This is a genomic window from Microcoleus sp. B4-D4 (assembly GCF_036705185.1).
Lineage (GTDB): Bacteria > Cyanobacteriota > Cyanobacteriia > Cyanobacteriales > Microcoleaceae > Microcoleus.
Window position 1 is genome coordinate 1 of sequence record NZ_JAUBTX010000060.1, and the last position, 18,176, is coordinate 18,176.

The following is an 18,176-nucleotide window of genomic DNA, read 5'->3' on the forward strand; positions in this document are numbered from 1 at the left end:
ATTGATTTTATGGCTTTATGCCTCCAATTTTAAAACTATTAAATTTGTCTAAATATCTGCGGAATGTGGGTCTAAACGTTCGAGGTCGAGTCCGCCTTCATCGCGGCTGATGCGGCGCACGGTGACGTTAACGTTGCTCAAATCGGCGAGCAAATCTTGGAGGATTTCTTGTTGTTGGCGAGCTTGAGTTATGTCGCGCGGTTCTTGCACCAAATGGCGGACGATCGTATCTTCTGCTCGCGAAGCAACGATCGGGTCAGCTTCGCCGTCTACGTGCACGAAAGTCCGCCGACCGGCCCCCCGTTCTTCTTCGATTGGTATTACTGCCGTTACGCGATCGGAGCGTACATATTTGCCAAATCCCAGGTGGACTAAGACGGAAGATTGTATTTTCATAGATAGCAAGATTTATTTGTTAGTTATCTATATTTTAGCTTTTGGATTCAGGATATAACAACTAATATTGCCGTTAATTTTACTACAAAATATGTCGGTTTTTCCTCTGTTTTATTATTGTCATTTTTAGTAAAAACTGCTAAGCTAACTGAATAGAACCTACGCACGGGCAGTCAGAAACCGGGTTGTTTCCGAAAATATTTCGTTCCAGCCAGCAGAATCTGTAAAAATCCGGTTTCTTTTGCCGGAGTGCGTAACTCCTGTTAACATAGAATTAGAGCAGTTTGCGACCCGCAACGCATTTCAGGGACACAGCCTACCGATTCTAGATTTGAGCCTTACTTTCACGGACAAACAGGAATACCTAAATGATCCCAATTAGTCTCGACTTAGTTATCAGTCTCCTGACAGCAATTCCCTTCGGCATCGTCAAAGACAAGCTTCAGCGCAACGAAACAGTCATCAAATTATTAAAAAAATTCAACCTCGACCCCGACGCGCCGCCAGCAGATTTTAGCGGAGTTTATGTTTATACTTTAGTAGAATACGGCGCAGGCAAACCCAAACAAATTTTAGAACTGTTTCGCCAAAAAGAAATTGAATCAGCATTTCGCAAAGCTTTCGAGTCCGATAGCCCAGCCATTTTAATTCAAGCAGGCGAAGACTATCTGAACGAGTCTGCTTTGGGCAAGGAAATCCGAGATTTAGGCATTGACCCCAGACGGGAATTCATGGCATTTGCCGCCGTGTTTATGGAAGTAGCAAAGCGGACGCGGACGCTGGGAGATGTGATGGTGGGAAATTCGCTCGCCTCTTTGCAAAAACGCCTATCTATGGTAATGGATCGCATCGAACGCCTTCCCACGCTGGAAGGAATTCGCACCGAATTTGCGCGGTTGGAATCTCAAGATTATCCCGCACTTCCCGCAGCAGCATCAACGAATATTCAAAAGTCTCAAGCTTTTATTTTATCGCAACAAGTTCGAGGTTGGTTTGAGACATTAAGTTATAAGTTTGAAACCTATCAAATCTCGGAAGATAACTATTTTGAATGGATTATCAATGTTCCCGTCAGACGCAATCGGTACGATCGCATTTTAGTGCGCGGAATTGCCGGAGAAGCCGGACTCAAGGACATTTCGGCCTTGCGCGAGTCGGTGGAAAAACAGCGCACCGATGAAGGATGGTTAGTCACCGCCCGCCGCATCAGTCGCGCCGCGCGGGATGAAGTAAAAAAAGATGAAAATCGCGATTTAGCTTGCTATACTTTCGATGAATTGCTCGACCAAGATGCCGATTTTACCGCTTATCTGGATTGGCTAGAAACTGAAATTACCAGCCGGAAAATTAATACAAAATACGTGCCACTAGCTTGTACAAAAGAAGAAATTGATCCCGATACTCACCGCAAAATAGGAGTGAGTCATTATGGCGAGGGAGATGGCTGGATTGAAGGTTATATTGACCTGTGGTTGAATGACCCAGTAAAAGAACATATTTCAGTTTTAGGAGAATTTGGGACGGGGAAAACTTGGTTTGTGATGCACTATGCTTGGATGGCGCTGCAACGCTACCGAGATGCTCAAAAGCGCGGTTTGGAACGCCCGCGTTTGCCGTTAGTAATTCCGCTGCGAGATTACGCGAAAGCCGTTAGTGTGGAGTCGCTATTTTCCGAGTTTTTCTTTCGGAAACACGAGATACCTTTGGCGGGTTATTCGGCCTTTGAACAACTAAATCGCATGGGTAAGTTTCTGTTGATTTTCGATGGTTTTGATGAAATGGCCGCTAAGTGCGATCGGCAAGAAACCATCAACAACTTCTGGGAACTAGCAAAAACGGTCGTTCCCGGCGCAAAAGTCATCCTCACTTGCCGTACCGAACACTTTCCTGAAGGCAAGGAAGGACGGGCATTGTTCAATGCAGAACTGCAAGCGTCAACAACCATTTTGACAGGTGAAATTCCCCAATTTGAAGTATTAGAATTAGAGAAGTTTAACGACGAGCAAATTGGGCAAGCGCTGTCATTTCAAACAGAAGCGGCGACAGTGGAAAAAGTGATGGGAAACCCGCAACTATTGGATTTAGCGCGCCGCCCGGTGATGACCGAGTTAATTTTGGAAGCATTGCCGGATATTGAAGCTGGAAAACCAGTCGATATGTCGCGGATATATCTGTATGCGGTGCGGCGGAAGATAGAGAGAGATATCAAAGCTGAACGGACTTTTACTTCCTTAGCAGATAAGCTTTACTTTTTGTGCGAACTGTCTTGGGAAATGCTGTCAACCAACCAAATGAGCCTGAATTATCGCGGTTTTCCCGATCGCATTCGCAGCTTGTTTGGTTCCATCGTGCAAGAGGAAAAAGACTTAGACCACTGGCACTACGACATGATGGGTCAAACGATGCTGATTCGTAATGCCGACGGCGATTATACTCCGGCGCACCGTTCGTTATTAGAGTTTTTTGTCGCTTATAAATTTGCAGCAGAATTGGGAGTTTTGGCGGCAGATTTTATCGAATTAGTTGCGCCTGAACAGTCTTGTTTAGATCCTAATGCAGCGCCTCAAGAATACACTTGGTCTAATTATTGTCGGCTGCAAGCCCAGAATAGAAATAATGGTGAGCTTATTGCGCCTTTAAAAGGATTTGCGGCGGAAGATTTAGGACAACTCCGTCAGAGTTTTGGACACGCACCGCTGACAAAAGCAGTGATGGATTTGTTGTTACCAATGGTAGGGGCGGTGTCCTCGTGCCGGCCCTGCCTCGATGTAGGGGCAGCTACGGAGAAATTATTGGAAATTCTGGAAGCAACGCGGGGAAAAACTGAAAGTGAGGTAGGTTATGTGGGAGGGAATGCGGCGACGCTGTTGGTGAAAATCGATCGGACTGCGTTAGAAGAAAAAGACCTTTCTCGTGCAGTTATTTTAGGTGCTGATTTTACAGATGCTAGTCTGCGCCACGTCAATTTTGCTGAATCCAATTTGACTAATTCTATTTTTACGAAAATCTTCGGCAGTGTTCGGTCAGTAATATTTAGTCCTGATGGCAAACTGTTAGCTACAGGTGATAGTAATGGCGTAGTTCGCTTGTGGGAAGCTAGCAGTTGCAGAGAAATATTGACCTGTAAAGGACATACCAACGTGGTGGAGTCAGTTGCTTTCAGTCCTGACGGGGAGATACTCGCTAGCGCGAGTTATGACAAAACAATCAAGTTATGGGATGTCAAGAGTGGTGAATGTTTAAAAGTTTTGCAGGGACATACCGAATCAGTAATGTCAGTCACCTTCAATCCTGATGGAAATATACTCGCTAGCGGGAGTTTCGATCGCACGATCGGGTTATGGGATATCCGCACGGGTGAATGCCTGCAAATTTTGCACGGTCATACTGAAAATGTGTTTTCAGTCGCTTTCCATCCTGCTGGTGAAATGTTTGCCAGTGGAAGCGGTGACAAAACAGTGAGACTGTGGAATGTCGGTACTGGTGAATGCTTGAAAATTTTGCACGGCCATACTAAAAATGTGTTTTCAGTTGCTTTCAATGCTGCTGGTGAAATACTTGCTAGTGGCAGCGGCGACGAAACAGTGAAGCTGTGGAATATTGGTAGCGGTCAATGTCTCAAAAGTTTGGAGGGACATTTCGATCAAATAAAGTCGATCGCCTTTAGCCCAAATGGCGAAATACTCGCAAGTGGAAGTCACGATCGCACAGCAAAACTGTGGAATATCAACAGGGGTGAATGCTTGAATACTTTGCAAGGGCATAACGATCGAGTAGGGTCAGTCGCTTTCCATCCTGCTGGTGAAATACTTGTTAGCGGTAGTTATAATAAAACGCTAATGCTGTGGGCGATCGACAGCGGTGAATGCTTGAATACACTGCAAGGGCATAGCACTCAAGTAAGGTCAGTAGCCTTTAGTCCAAACGGTGAAATGCTGGTCAGCGGCGATGACCAGCAAACAGTCAAGCTGTGGGATGTCAGCAGTGGTGAATGCCTCCAAATCTTGCACGGACATCTCGATCGGGTGCACTTAGTTGCCTTCAGTCCTTCGAGTGAAATACTGGCCAGTGCTAGTTTTGACGAAACACTAAGGCTGTGGGATATTAACAGTGGTGAATGCCTCCATATTTTGCAACATTGTGGAAAAGAAGTAAGGTCGATCGCCTTCAATCCTTCGGGTAAAATACTTGCTAGTGCAGGTTACGACCAAACGGTGAGGCTGTGGGATATCCATACTGGTGAATGCCTCCATATTTTGCAAGGAAATAACAGTTCAGTACACTCGGCTGCCTTCAGTCCTTTGGGCGAGATATTTGCCAGTGCAGGTTTTGACGGAACGGTGAGGCTGTGGGATATCCATACTGGTGAATGCCTCCACATCTTACAGGGGCATACGGGTTGGGCACCGGCGATCGCCTTTAGCCAGAACGGTGAAATACTTGCCACTGGCAGTGTCGATCAAACAGTGAGGCTGTGGGATGTTCGCAGTGGTGAATGCCTCCAAATTTTGCAGGGGAATACTGATTGGATACGTTCAGTTGCCTTCAGTTATTGTGGTGAAATAGTTGCTAGTGGAAGTGTAGATGGAACGGTAAGATTATGGGATATCCGTACTGGTGAATGTCTCAAAATTTGGCAATGTCATACCAGTAGAATTAACTCAGTTTCCTTCTGTTCAAATGAAAAAATTATTGCTACTTGCAGTCGGGATGGCACAATTATGATTTGGGAGATTGAGACCGGTGAGTGCCTCAAAATACTCAAAAGTGACAGACCTTATGAAAACATGAATATTACAGGGGTTACGGGTTTAACGGAAGTTGAAAAAGCAACGCTCAAAGCTTTAGGGGCTGTGGAAAATTGATCGTAGCCAAGGAGGAATTATGCAGTCCGCAATACGGATTACAACCAAAGTTATTGCAGGAAATAAACTTGAAATTCAAGTGCCACCTGGATCTGTGGGTGAAGAAGTTGAAGTTTTTGTGATTATACCAGAAAAGCCTCCGTGGCGGCGTAAAGTGTTGGAATTGCTGACAGAAATCCGCAGCCGTCATGTTTCCAGAACTGTTGAAGAAATTGACCGGTAACTTCTTGAAGAAAGAAACTCATGGGACAACTAAACCTACCATCCTTCATCGGAATTGATATTACCCATAATTAGGACACGGCAGTGCCGTGGCCCTACAATTAGTCGGGCGAGGGTTACATTTCTCATGGAGGAAAATCGATGATTTTGGGGTAGGGAAACGGCATTGCCGTCTCCTCCGTTACTATAGTTATCCCGAACAGAACTTACGCAGGGGTAAACAGAAACCGGGTTTTTTCGATAATACTTCGTTGAGGCCAGCAAAAATTGCCAAAAACCCGGTTTCTAATGTAGCCTACTGACTAAACTGTTGAGCGTAGTAGCCAGCATATCGATCGCCCTTTTCGAGCAATTCCTCGTGCGTGCCCGATTCCACAATTCTGCCTTTTTCGAGAACTAAAATGCGATCGGCTCTCCGCACAGTAGCCAAGCGGTGCGCGATAATAAAAACCGTGCGATCGCGCATCAATCTTTCCAGCGCTTCCTGCACTAAACCTTCAGATTCCGAATCCAGCGCCGATGTAGCTTCATCGAGAATCAAAATTCTGGGAGCGAGCAGAACCGCACGGGCGATCGCAATTCTTTGTTTTTGTCCGCCAGATAAATTTACACCCCTTTCTCCAACCCAAGTTTGATAACCGTCGGGAAACTCACTAATGAATTGATGCGCGTTAGCAATTTGTGCCGCTTTTTCCACATCTTTTAGTTCATAATAAGATTGACCGAAAGCAATATTTTGAGCAATTGTACCCGAAAATAAAATCGTTTCTTGCGGTACAATCCCGATTTGCCGGCGCAGAGTATTTAAGGTGACATCTTGAATATCAATACCGTCAATTAAAATCTGTCCCGCTTGCGGATCGTAAAATCTCGGTAACAAGTTTACTAACGTAGTTTTCCCGGCACCGGATGCGCCCACAAGGGCGATCATTTCTCCGGGAAGCACCAACAAACTCATGTTTTGCAAAATCGGAACCCCCCCTTGCCCCCCCTTATCAAGGGGGGGTTGAGGGGGGTAGGCAAAATTAATGTTGCGATATTCGACTTTACCTGTAACGCGGGGAAGTTCGATCGCCCCTGGCTTTTCGACGACTGCGGGTTGAATGGCTAAAAGTTCAAAAATGCGATCGCTAGAAGCTTCTCCCTGCTTGAAATCGCCGTAATTTGCAGTTGTAATGGCGATCGGGTCAATTAAAAGTGCCACCCCTGCGATATAACTAATAAATTGAGTACCTGTGAGATTTCCTTGAGAAATTTGCCAACCTCCTAGAAAAAAGAGCAAAATCACGCTCATCGCTTCCAGAAAGCCAACTACAACGAACTGAAGCGCTTTTACTCTTTCCGACAAATACTTAGCGCGGCGGTTTTGTTCTGCTTCTTCTCCAAAGCGGGCAATTTCGTAATCTTCAGCCACAAACGCTTTAATTAAACGAATGCCGCTAAATACTTCTGTCAGCAAAGCGGATAAATCAGAAATGCGATTTTGACTTTGCCGCGAATAACTCAGCAATCTTTCACCAAACCAGCCAATTAAGATAGCCATCAGCGGTGCGATAATTAATGCACCTAAAGTTAATTGCCAGTTGAGATAAATCATATATCCCAAAACAGCAATTAGCTGCAAAACACAAGGAATAAACTGATGGAAAAATTTATTTACGACTTCGCCAATGCGGTCAATATCTTCGGTGAGGCGATAGGATAAATCTCCGGTTTTGGCAGTTTCAAAGTAGCCAATATTGAGTTTTTGGAGGTGTGCGTAAACTTTTTTGCGAATTTCTAAAGCAATAGTCAAAGCTGCTTTTGCCATCAGCGTATCTTGACCGTACTGGGCAGTACCGCGAATCAGAAATATAACGGCGCTGAGTGCAGCAATTTGACCGAATCCTTGTAAATCTCCTTTTCCTATAAATTTTGCTGTTTCGCCAACCAGCCACGCTATAATCGGCCAAAATACGGTAAATACTACGGTACAAGCTAATGCTTTACCGATGGTTTGTTTTTGGGGACGGAGGTAGGGTAAGATTTGCCAGTATGTCGATCGAGTTTTCAAGATATTTTGCCCTCGCAAATTCTGTTTTTGGGAATCTCTGCAAGAATATTCAAACTTCGATCCCCCCTAACCCCCCTTAAAAAGGGGGGGACAAGATTATTATTCAAAGTCCGCCTTATTAATAGGAGGACAAGATTATTCTCAAAGTCCCCCTTCTTAAGGGGGATTTAGGGGGATCTCTTCGTAAGTCATTGCGTAAGTCATAGAGATATCTGAGCCTGAATATGATATCAGCGATCGGGCAAATCGCAACAATCATTCTAAAGCATCTGCATAAGTCGCCTGCACCTTAGCCCCTGCGACAACTGCACCCCTAAAAGTAGCGGACTCTCCGGGTGCAACAGTAACTGGTAGAGCGTCAATAAATCCGTTATCAATTAAATTACCCGATTCGTCCAAAACTTCATAATTGACTTTCACATTCTTGATTGTTTTGCAGCCTTGATTGACCACTTTACCGGTGAAAAAACTGCCGTCATAATGAACCGTCGCAATTGATAATTTTGCAGCCATATTGGAACCACTAATGCAAGTTTGGGAAGTTTCCGAATTTGGTGATTTTTCGCAGAGTTTGCCTAAATCTACTGTTTTGCCGTCTGGAGTTTTCATGTAGCAAAACGGCTCGTCAATTTGTGAAATTTGAATTTTCGTCTTTGTAGAATCTGCCAGCAAAGCGCTAGCTGAAATTGGCGAGATTAGCAAGGTGGATAAAGTTAAGGTCAAATGTAAAGTTTTCATATTTTTTATCGGTATTTGCTGAAATTAATTAGACTTACATTGCATAAATATTTGATTGATTGGTTAACCACAGATTTCAAGCGGATAAACACCGATCGACGCAGATGTATTCAAGATTGTCTACTTGGGAGTGCAATCTTGTCTAATGAAGGCGCACATTGTATTGTGCTATGATAAAACATCAAACTTTAGTAAGTAAAGTCATGGTCGCGACTCAAGATCACCCAAAACAAAAAACGGTAGCAATGACCGTAAGTTGGGAGAAGTTGCCAGACGACTTCCAATTAGAAGAAAAGCCCGTGGAAAATACAGGTCAACCGCTAATTGCCGGAGCACTGCGAGAAATCTTAGAACTGAGAGGATTAATCGGCCCGCTAATGCTGATTGCTAGCAATTTTGGCATTTGCGCTACTGTCAACGGCGAGTTAGTTATTAAAGCACCAGATTGGGTTTATGTACCTTCCGTACTCCCGGTAGAATCTAGAAGAGACCGCAAAAGCTACACCCCAAACTTGGAAGGAGAAATCCCAAGCATTGTGATGGAGTTTTTGTCGGAAACAGACGGCGAGGAATATTCTATTAGACGTACTTTCCCTCCCGGAAAGTGGTTTTTTTACGAACAAATTCTGCAAGTGCCAACTTACATCATTTTTGACCCCGAAAGTGGATTATTGGAGGTATATCGCTTGCAAAATGGCAACTATGAACTAGAATTTCCTGATGAGGAAGGTCGCCATTGGATAGCAGATTTTGGTTTGTATTTGGGAACTTGGCGGGGGGAAAAAGAACAGCGTACAGGTTATTGGTTGCGCTGGTGGGATGAAGCAGGAAATCTGCTTTTGTGGGGTGTAGAACAGATAACAGCGGAACGACAACGGGTCGAACTCGAACGCGAACGGGCCGATCGCGAATGCGAACGAGCCGATCGCCTTGCTGAATATTTACGCGCTCAGGGAATTAACCCCGACGAGATTGTTTGATAAATTGTCTGCGATATTTGTAGGGTGCGCTGCGGCGCACCTGAAATTATTATCTAATACTCGGATTCCTATTCCTAAGATTCCGGGTTCCGGGAACTTTCCTGCTGGGACGGCGCTGGTTCAAACTGCTCGCACTGCGAGTATTCAAAGCATCAGCAGAACCTGTTAAACCCAAATCTTGCAAAATTTCAACAGCCGCCCTTTGTCCAGTTTCGCAACCGCCTTCCATGTAACCTTGATGTTCCAGCGAAGTGTGTTCCCCGGCAAAATATAAATTGCCAACTCGTTCGCCTTCAACGCCGTACATTTGCGTCCACTGTCCGACTAAATAGCAGGAATAAGAACCTTTAGAAAAGCGTTCTCCCGGCCAATAAGCTCGCACAGCTTTGCCCGATCGCAAATTTCTCACTCCGGGAAAAACTCTTTCAAATTGGTTCAAAAATCTTTGTGCTTGGTCTTCTGGAGTTCCGGCACCGATCGCCAAACCCTGCTTTCCTCCTGTAAAATTAGTAACTAAACCGTTACCAGTAGGAGCAAAAGGCGTAGCTTCCGAGCTATTTTGGAATCCTAAATCGGTATAAACAGAAGCAGTTGATTGATAAACTTCCCGCCAAATGCGGCTGCGGTAGCCGGTAACTAACTTAGAATTGGTACCGTAGCCCAATTGCTCGATCGCCCTGCGCTTTGGTTGCGGCAAAGGTACGTTAATTTTAACGTCACGCAGAGTGCTAAACGGCAAAGTTAACAAAACTCGCTCGTAAGTGCGCTCGAAGGCGCTTTGTCCCGATCGCAAATTTACCCGATAGCGGCCGTCTGGTAACAGAGTAATCGCTTCCAAAACCGTCCCCGCCTCGATCGAACCAGACAATTGATCCGCTAAACGGTTGATAATTTGACTGTTACCGCCTTCAATTTGATAGCGCTCGTCGCTGTTGCCGTACAATTCAAAAGTGTTAGGTTCAGAACCGATTAAAAACAGCAGATTTAACGCCGACTGTTCCTCGGGATCTCGGCCGTATTCCGCCGTGTAAGCTATGCGGAGCAACTGCCGGACAATCGTGCTAGTATCAGCTCCATCGAGATATTGGGCGATCGAAATATTGTCCAATCTTTCTGCAGTTTCCGTAAAATCCAGATAGCTAAAGTTATCGCCCACGGCCTGCCAATCAGCACTAATTTTAGTGGCTAGCGGCGCAAAATCTGCGATTAATTGTTCTTGAGAAAAGCGTCGCCCTTCCAAGAAAAAAGTATCCTTCACCAATCCCCGCTGCACGCCAAGTAAGTCGATCGCCCGCAAACCCAATTCCGTCGCCAGCGAGATTAAATTAGTATGACCGGTGTCAATAAATTCTCCCCCCACATCGGCCGGAATCAGCGTTCCAGCCACCTTGGGAACTGTCCGAATCCTCCCCCCCACGCGGTTAGTTGCCTCAATGATATCGGCACGCACGCCCGCTTGACGCAAGCGATAGGCCGCCGTCAAACCCGCAATTCCCGCACCCACAACCAAAATGGGCGATCGTCCGCCTTGTTGAGCAAAAGCTCCCTCCCGAGTAAAAGTCGCAGCAGCTACAGCCCCCGCTGCAGCTAAACCCCCGTGCAGCAACTGGCGCCGAGATATGGGAAAATTAGAACTGCGCGAAGTCAGCATCCCCAGTAATTCATCAGCCGGAATGCCCGTTTCCCGAGACTTTTGGGCAATACTCGCAGCGCGGCGCAGCATTGCCATCAGTGCAGATTTAGCCATAATTGAGCCACCCTCACAAAACTTCGGTGTAAACTGGATTGTCTAATCGAATTTGATTATGCACTTTCCAGACTAAAGTACAAAGAGATTTTTTTTAATAATGCTAACCCTCAGAACACTGTTCGACAGCAAATTTTATCTCGAAAACAACCCAGATGTCGCCGTAGCAGTTGCCAGAGGCACGGTATCGAGCCCCTTCGATCACTACCGAAAAATTGGCAAATTTGAAAATCGCGATCCCAACGCCCTGTTCGATGCCAGCTATTATTTAGACACCAATACAGACGTAGCAGCATCAGCCAAACTCAACGGCTTTTCTGGGGCAGATCACTTTATCAAATTCGGTCAATTTGAACGACGCAACCCTAACCCTTTGTTCGATGTTGGTTTCTATCTAGCAAGCAACCCAGACGTTCAGACAGCAGTCCAGACAAATCAATTTACCGCCTTTGAACACTACTTTAAAGTCGGTCAACTTGAAAACCGCAAACCGAGCGCTTTCTTCGATCCCAGCTTTTATCTAGAAAAATATCCGCTGGTAGCAGGAGCAGTCACCAGCGGCGCAGTTAAAAGTGCGATCGATCACTACATTCAATTTGGCCAACCAGAAGGATTATTGAGTACACTCCCCGATCCCGCCGACAACTTGAACGCAGCACAAAACCTAGGAATTCTTGGAGAAATTCAAACTGCGAGCGATTTTGTGGGCGCTGCCCAACCAACCGACATTTACAGTTTCATCCTGAATACTCCGAGCCTTTTCAGTGCAACAGTTGACGGTTTGAGTGCAGATATTGATGTAGAATTAATTCAGGATATCAACGGCAACAGTGCAGTTGGATTAGATGATATTATTGCTTCGTCTAACAATGTAGGCACGGCTTCAGAAACAATTGTCAGCAATGGGGCTTTGCCTCCGGGGACTTATTTCGTCCGCGTTTCTCAATTTCAAGGCGATACCAATTACAACTTGAGATTGCTGTCCGCTCCCTCAATAATACCGCCCCAAAATTAAACTCGAATTAACGCCTGTAGCAATTATAAATCCGTCAAGCAAACAGGCACTCTTCTCCCATCTTCCTTCGCGCTCTTTGCGCCTTCGCGGTCTGTTAAAAAATGCTTAACAAATGATTTAGACTTGCGATAAAACTGGTTTCGAGAGCGGTAAATTACCAATTACTAATTTACCAAATCCCGAGATTTCAATTATTAGTTTCCGGCCCGCCCGGAGACGGCAAAGATTGAACCGGTGTCGGAGGCAAATTAGAGCGACTTCTGTTGAGAGTAGCCGACACCAAAGCATAGCCCAAAACAGCAGGCAGGACGATCGCGCTCAGCAACACGATCGCCCCCGCCCAAGTCATCGCATTCGACATCGGGCCGTAATGACTGCGGTAAGGGTCAAAACTTGGTAAATTAGGCCTCGGAGCGTCCCGCAGCGCGATCGGGCGTTTGAACCGCACCCGCCTGTCATCGAGCTTTTCGAGCAAAATCCAGCCAACTTCCGCCTCTTCCCGGCACAGCTTGTGAAAAATCGCCGGATTGCGAAACAAATCCCTGCTAGCCCGGACAATCTTGTACTCCCAAACCGCCAAATCATCAGAATTGCGATCGGATTTAGGCTGGCCGTTGGATCGCGCATTTTCCGGCGCATTAAAATTATCTTCTTGAGATTCGTACCGAGTCAAAACTTCCTCCTCCTCGTCGCATTTTTCCCCCGCAACCGATTGCTCGCGGCTCACCAAGACACCCAGGATTGCAGCCTCTAAACCGAGACTACCAACCATCAAACTCCAAATCAGAATTTCCACCATAAAAGGAGTTAAAATTTAAAAATTAAAAACTAAAAAAATTCGCTTTTAACTTTCAATCTTTAATTTTCAAATAGCCTTCCACCACACAATCCGCACCCACCGTGCGCCAAGAAACCCGCTCCAAAGTCAAAGCATCAGTCATTGCCGAAAACCCCAAATCTCCCACAGGAGTGGGAGCATCTTGGCCACCAACAATTTTAGGAGCAATAAAAGCCATAATTTTTTGAACCGCACCTTCAGCAATTGCCGAAGCCGCCAAAGTGCCACCACACTCCCACAGTACAGAAAGAAAAGAGCGATCGTACAAATAAGCCATCACATTAGTCGGTGTCAGCGGCGACAATTCTACAACTTCCACCCCTTTTGCTATCAAAAATTCCTGAAATTCCGGGTTAACCCCAGCTTCAGTCAGCACCAAAGTAGCCGCCGAGGAGGTTTCCCACAACCAAGCCGACTTCGGCAAATCCAGAGTGCGGCTCATCACCACCCGCAGGGGATTATTTCTGTCAGGGTGATGGCTAGTGAGTAGGGGATTGTCCAGACGCACCGTATTTCCGCCAACAATCACCGCATCGCAGCCGACGCGCACCCGGTGTACCTCGCTCCGAGCCTCCGAGCCCGTCACCCAAGCGCTGTGACCGGTACTGGTAGCAATTTTACCGTCCAAAGTCATCGCATATTTCAAAATTCCAAAAGGCCGGCGGTACAAAATCCGGTGCGCGAAAGCCTCGTTGAGTTTCTGACAAGCTTCCCCTTCGACTCCCGCCACCACTTCAATCCCGGCTTCCCGCAACCGGGCGAGTCCAGTGCCGGCTACCAAAGGATTCGGATCGACCATGCCAGCCACTACTTTTGCCACCTTTGCCTTGACTAAAGCTTCGGAACAGGGAGGAGTACGCCCGTGGTGGTTGCAGGGTTCCAGGTTGACGTAAACCGTCGCTCCTTCGGCGAGTTCCCCCGCTTCGCGGAGCGCAAATACTTCGGCGTGAGGTTGGCCGGCACCGGGATGAAACCCTTCGCCGACAATCTTGCCGTCTCGGACAATTACAGAACCGACGAGGGGGTTTGGTGCGGTTTTGCCTAGGGCGTGGCGGGCCAATTCTATGCAGCGGCGCATCATGGCTCGATCGAACTCTTGAACTTGGCTGTTGTCCAGTTGTTTGGTAGATTGCTGCTGTCGGTTAGCTGAATTGGCGATCGATTGAGCGTCCGCCCCAAAAGTGTCCATAAGATTTTGCTATGATATCTAACCCTAAGTTTAGTGACTTTGATGCTAATTTTGGGCCGCCGACGATCTATTCCTGCTAGGCGCACTGTACGTTATCGGGAGTTAAGGGCAACAAGCGGGCGATCGGGCAGCTTGTGACCCCAGCAAATACCTTTAATATTAAGAAACAATAGCAGCCGCTTGAGAAAAAACGATGAGTCACGACATGAAGCGGGAATTTGCCAGCCGCGACGAATTAATAGCCTACGTGCGCGAACAGTTCCCCGAAGCCGCCGCCCAGGATAGCAACGTACCCGCAACCCCAGGCGGGCGCAAAGCAGCCGAGACAGCGCTGCAACAAATTGAGCCCGGCAAATACGCCTCCACCCGCAATTTCCTCAACGGCGCGGTAACGCGGTTGTCGCCCTATTTGCGCTACGGCGTTTTGAGCCTTGCCGAAGTACGGGATGTCGTGCTCTCGAAAGTGCAGCATCAAGAAGATGCCGTAAAACTTGTCAACGAGTTGGGTTGGCGGGATTATTGGCAGCGACTTTATGCCGAATTGGGCAAAGGGATTTGGCAAGACCGGGAACCATACAAAACTGGTTACACTGCTAAAGATTACAGCGAAACTCTGCCGCAGGATGTAGTCGAGGGTACGACTGGCTTGGTTTGCATCGACAGTTTCAGCCGCGAGTTGCGAGAAACCGGTTATTTGCACAACCACCAGCGGATGTGGATGGCTAGTTATTTGGTACACTGGCGGCGCGTGCGCTGGCAAGCCGGAGCTCGCTGGTTTTTGCAGCACTTGCTAGATGGAGATCCGGCGAGCAATAATCTGTCTTGGCAGTGGGTAGCGAGCACTTTCAGTCACAAGCCTTATTTTTTTAATCGGGAAAATTTGGAGCGTTACACTAAGAAGGTTTATTGTGGCGATTGTGCTTTTTATGGGCAGTGCGATTTTGAGGGAACTTATGAATATTTAGAAAGCAAGTTGTTTCCTCATGGCGAAAAGGTCGATCGCACGGGCGGTTCTAAAAGTTGGCAGCGCCATAAAAAAGGTCGTTAATTAGTTATTGGTTATTTGTTATTTGTTAACGGTTGACTGTTAACAGTTAACCGTCAACAGTCAACAGTCAACAGTCAACCGTCAACCGTCAACCGTCAACCGTCAACCGTCAACAGTCAACCGTCAACACAAGTTATGAACAATCCGATTATTTGGCTGCACGGCGACTGTTTGAGTCCCCAAGGCCCCGCTTTTCAAGCACACCCAGACGCACCGGCAATTTGGGTTTGGGACGACGCGCTCATCGATGAATGGCAGTTGAGTCTCAAACGAATGGTGTTTATTTACGAATGTTTGCTGGAGTTGCCGGTAGTTATTCGGCGCGGCAATGTGGCTGCGGAAGTTATCGCTTTTGCTCAAGAATCCGGGGCGAATCAAGTAGTCACAACAGAAAGTCCCAGTCCTCGGTTTCAGGATATTTGTCAGGAAATTAGGAGTTCGCTTCCTGTGGAAGTTTTGCCGCCAGAAGCCTTTGTCCGCTACGATGGCTACATTGATTTGAAGCGTTTTTCCCGCTACTGGCGCGTCGCTGAAAAATATGTTTTCTAATCGGTAATGGTGATATCAAATCCTCTCTGCATCGGAGTAGTGAATTCACTGTTAACTGTTAACTGTTGACTGTTGACTACTGACTACTGACTACTAAGAGGGCGGGCACGCACCATCCACCGCCCCTACTGACTACTGACTACTCACTACTGACTACTGACTACTAACTACTGACTACTGACTACTGACTACTGACTACTCACTACTGACTACTGACTACTGACTAATGACTTCTTCCCTCAACTCGCCTTCAAACGCTGCAAGAGCCATTCAAATCTCGATTGAGCCAAATCTAGATTTTCGACGTGTGGCGCGATCGCCCGTTTGCGATCGTCGGGGTCTTCATATGTTAAAGAATCAGTCTCTTCGCCGAAACGTTGGACTGTACCCCGCAGTCTTGATGACAGAAATCTGGTAATCGCCCGATAAAACCTCAGCGCAAACATTACATCTTGTTCCAATTTTTCTGTTAGCAGCCGCCTGGGGATTGACAGGATGAAGCACTCATCAATTGACGTGACGCTAGCAGAAGGAAGCCTCCCGTCTACAAAAGACATTTCGCCCAACACTTCCCCGCAGGTGATTGTTCCAATTTCTTTGCCGCCCAAAGATAATGCAGTAACGCTCAAATTTCCATGCAGAACTATGTACATCGCCTCTAAGGGCTTACCTTCGGTGATGAGGGTGATGCCGCTAGGGATTGTGGTGCGGATACCGTTGGCGATCATCCAATCGATGTCGCGATCGCTCATTTCGCCTAATATGACTAGAACTTTGTTCATAAAGTCAGGTTGAAATCGAATACTTTCTATTTTTTAGTTGTTTAATTGCGTACTGCTTTTAGATGGTCATACCCTGAGCGAAAGCGAAGGCTAAACTCTACTAATTAAACACTTTATTTTACACGATTATTATAATATTTAATAATTTTTATACTCTCGATCTACCACTCTTTTTTGGATCAGTGAGATCATACATCATTTTTCGGAGACTGTGCAGTCGATCGCCCGCTGCGAAGAGCCCTTGCTGTAGCCCCGCCGGATTAGCAAAACAATTTTGGAAGCGTGCTGTCTCTCGGTTTTGAGTCTGTGCGCCCTAAAAAAACCAATTTTTTGATCGTTGCTGCGAGTCGGTGCGCCCCAAGTACAGAATTGTAGAATACTCCGATCGCGCGATCGACCCATCAATTCAACACAGCGCCGGGGTGAAATCCCCCCTTGGATTGATTTTTATCAGTTCGCTCTCTAAATTAAAAGTAGCATCTCAATCCGCAGTCCGTTCTTGAATCTAATCAGCTAGAGAGTTGACTGTTCAACGGTTGAGTGCCAATCTAGGAACAAGACAAGTGCTATTTGTGTCATTTTTTAGTAAAGCTCTCAACAGGAGCCCTCCAACACTTACACTTTTAATACACCGTTCCTTGAGGAGTGTCTATGAATAGTCTATTTTCCAAGTCTACTTTTGCGCTAATAAATCTTGCAGTTTTAGCAGTTTTTTGCGGTATCATGCCAGCAAAAGCTGAAACTGGAAACTTGCCCGATGTCGGTACAGCGGCAAATGCGACGGCTCCAAATATTGACCAAATTTCTGAGCCTGTGGCAACTTCAGCGGTTAAACCCGATGCAGAAACCATCGCTACTAATACAAAAATTGATTCTATCAGTTGGAGCGAACTAACAACACCGGCAGAGACAGCAGCCTCCGCACCAGTCGCCAACTTGCCAGCATCTGTGGCTGCACAGTCGGAATCTGTAGCAACAACATCAGAAATTGCTGGGACAGAAACAGCAAAAATGGAGTACGCGCCCATTGCTGCCGAGAAACAAAACTCCGAAGAAACAGCTAAAATTGCCGATAGCGTCAAAGTGCAGCCCAAGGTGGAGATGGCCGAAAAGATCGATCGCCACAACTTGGAACTGACAGCAGCAAAGGAAGAAAAAGAAGTCAAAACAGCACGAGAAGTGTTAAGCAATCCTGTCAGCACTTCCGCCCAGACTCTGACAAACCAACCGAAACTTGCCGAAAAACCGGCAGCAGTCTCCGAAACAACTCAAAAAGTAGCTCAAGTCCCCACCATTAGACCGGGCAGAGCTACCCGTTCGGGGCCGAGCTACATCGGCATTGGCGGTAATATAGGTTTTGGCGGAGATTCAGCCCTAGGCGACACTTCATTTGCGATTATTAGCAAAATTGGTTTGACTAACAATTTCTCGGTGAGACCGAGTGTTTTGTTCCGCGATAACTTAACTGTTCTCGTCCCCGTTACCTACGATTTTGTATCGAAAGAAGCTGTCGAAGTCAGCGATGATTTTGTGATTACTGCTGCTCCTTATGCAGGTGCTGGCATAGCCGTTTCTACGGGCGATAACGGTAATTTTGGCTTCCTGCTTACAGGGGGTGTAGATGTACCGCTGTCAAGGAATTTTACAGCCACAGCGGCACTGAATGTGGGTTTTCTCGATGGAACTGATGTGGGATTGTTAGTCGGTGTCGGCTATACCTTCCCGAATATTGCTAGATAGTTTTGCTATTTGAG

General features: G+C 46.6%; 14 protein-coding genes. 7 read left to right on the forward strand and 7 right to left on the reverse strand.

The features are described from left to right. Window positions 1–48: 48 nt before the first annotated feature. Window positions 49–396, reverse strand: a complete 348-nt coding sequence (locus QUB13_RS27060) for a hypothetical protein (RefSeq protein WP_333387327.1) — start codon at window positions 394–396, stop codon at window positions 49–51. 368 nt (window positions 397–764) lie between these two features. On the opposite strand from QUB13_RS27060, the gene QUB13_RS27065 reads away from it, so the two are divergent. Together QUB13_RS27065 and QUB13_RS27070 are read left to right on the forward strand one after the other, a co-directional pair. Next, window positions 765–5,261 (forward strand): NACHT domain-containing protein, encoded by a 4,497-nt coding sequence (locus tag QUB13_RS27065; protein ID WP_333387330.1) that lies wholly within the window; start codon window positions 765–767, stop codon window positions 5,259–5,261. A 19-nt stretch (window positions 5,262–5,280) separates the two neighbouring features. Continuing rightward, window positions 5,281–5,484, forward strand: coding sequence for a hypothetical protein (locus QUB13_RS27070; RefSeq protein ID WP_333387331.1), 204 nt, complete (start codon window positions 5,281–5,283; stop codon window positions 5,482–5,484). Between the two features lie 294 nt (window positions 5,485–5,778). Here QUB13_RS27070 and QUB13_RS27075 read toward each other — a convergent pair whose 3' ends face one another. Next, complete coding sequence (locus QUB13_RS27075; protein ID WP_333387334.1) at window positions 5,779–7,536, reverse strand: ABC transporter ATP-binding protein; 1,758 nt, start codon at window positions 7,534–7,536, stop codon at window positions 5,779–5,781. 255 nt (window positions 7,537–7,791) lie between these two features. Next, a complete protein-coding gene (locus QUB13_RS27080; protein WP_333387337.1) occupies window positions 7,792–8,274 on the reverse strand; it encodes an FxLYD domain-containing protein in 483 nt (160 codons plus the stop codon). 203 nt (window positions 8,275–8,477) lie between these two features. On the opposite strand from QUB13_RS27080, the gene QUB13_RS27085 reads away from it, so the two are divergent. Beyond that, window positions 8,478–9,254, forward strand: a complete 777-nt coding sequence (locus QUB13_RS27085) for a Uma2 family endonuclease (protein WP_442922206.1) — start codon at window positions 8,478–8,480, stop codon at window positions 9,252–9,254. Window positions 9,255–9,303: 49 nt separating this feature from the next. On the opposite strand, the gene QUB13_RS27090 is transcribed toward QUB13_RS27085, so the two are convergent. Beyond that, on the reverse strand, window positions 9,304–11,001 hold the full coding sequence (locus QUB13_RS27090) for a flavin monoamine oxidase family protein (protein ID WP_333387344.1): 1,698 nt from the start codon (window positions 10,999–11,001) through the stop codon (window positions 9,304–9,306). Window positions 11,002–11,101: 100 nt separating this feature from the next. On the opposite strand from QUB13_RS27090, the gene QUB13_RS27095 reads away from it, so the two are divergent. Next, window positions 11,102–12,016: a PPC domain-containing protein gene (locus QUB13_RS27095; protein ID WP_333387347.1), complete on the forward strand. Its 915-nt coding sequence runs from the start codon at window positions 11,102–11,104 to the stop codon at window positions 12,014–12,016. A 187-nt stretch (window positions 12,017–12,203) separates the two neighbouring features. On the opposite strand, the gene QUB13_RS27100 is transcribed toward QUB13_RS27095, so the two are convergent. Both QUB13_RS27100 and ribD read right to left on the reverse strand, forming a co-directional pair. Then, entirely contained in the window at window positions 12,204–12,815 is a 612-nt protein-coding gene (locus QUB13_RS27100) for a hypothetical protein (protein ID WP_333387350.1), read from the reverse strand. 52 nt (window positions 12,816–12,867) lie between these two features. Next, window positions 12,868–14,043 (reverse strand): bifunctional diaminohydroxyphosphoribosylaminopyrimidine deaminase/5-amino-6-(5-phosphoribosylamino)uracil reductase RibD, encoded by a 1,176-nt coding sequence (gene ribD / locus QUB13_RS27105; protein ID WP_333387352.1) that lies wholly within the window; start codon window positions 14,041–14,043, stop codon window positions 12,868–12,870. Window positions 14,044–14,236: 193 nt separating this feature from the next. On the opposite strand from ribD, the gene QUB13_RS27110 reads away from it, so the two are divergent. Further along, window positions 14,237–15,091, forward strand: a complete 855-nt coding sequence (locus QUB13_RS27110; protein WP_333387355.1) for an FAD-binding domain-containing protein — start codon at window positions 14,237–14,239, stop codon at window positions 15,089–15,091. A 135-nt stretch (window positions 15,092–15,226) separates the two neighbouring features. Beyond that, a complete protein-coding gene (locus QUB13_RS27115; RefSeq protein WP_333387358.1) occupies window positions 15,227–15,640 on the forward strand; it encodes a hypothetical protein in 414 nt (137 codons plus the stop codon). A gap of 239 nt (window positions 15,641–15,879) precedes the next feature. Here the strand turns inward: QUB13_RS27115 and QUB13_RS27120 are convergent, their stop codons facing one another. Then, window positions 15,880–16,422 carry a cyclic nucleotide-binding domain-containing protein gene (locus QUB13_RS27120; RefSeq protein WP_194067076.1) on the reverse strand — a complete coding sequence of 181 codons (543 nt, stop codon included), beginning with the start codon at window positions 16,420–16,422 and terminating at the stop codon, window positions 15,880–15,882. A gap of 651 nt (window positions 16,423–17,073) precedes the next feature. On the opposite strand from QUB13_RS27120, the gene QUB13_RS27125 reads away from it, so the two are divergent. Next, window positions 17,074–18,162, forward strand: a complete 1,089-nt coding sequence (locus QUB13_RS27125) for an outer membrane protein (protein WP_333387362.1) — start codon at window positions 17,074–17,076, stop codon at window positions 18,160–18,162. The last annotated feature ends 14 nt before the right edge of the window (window positions 18,163–18,176 follow it).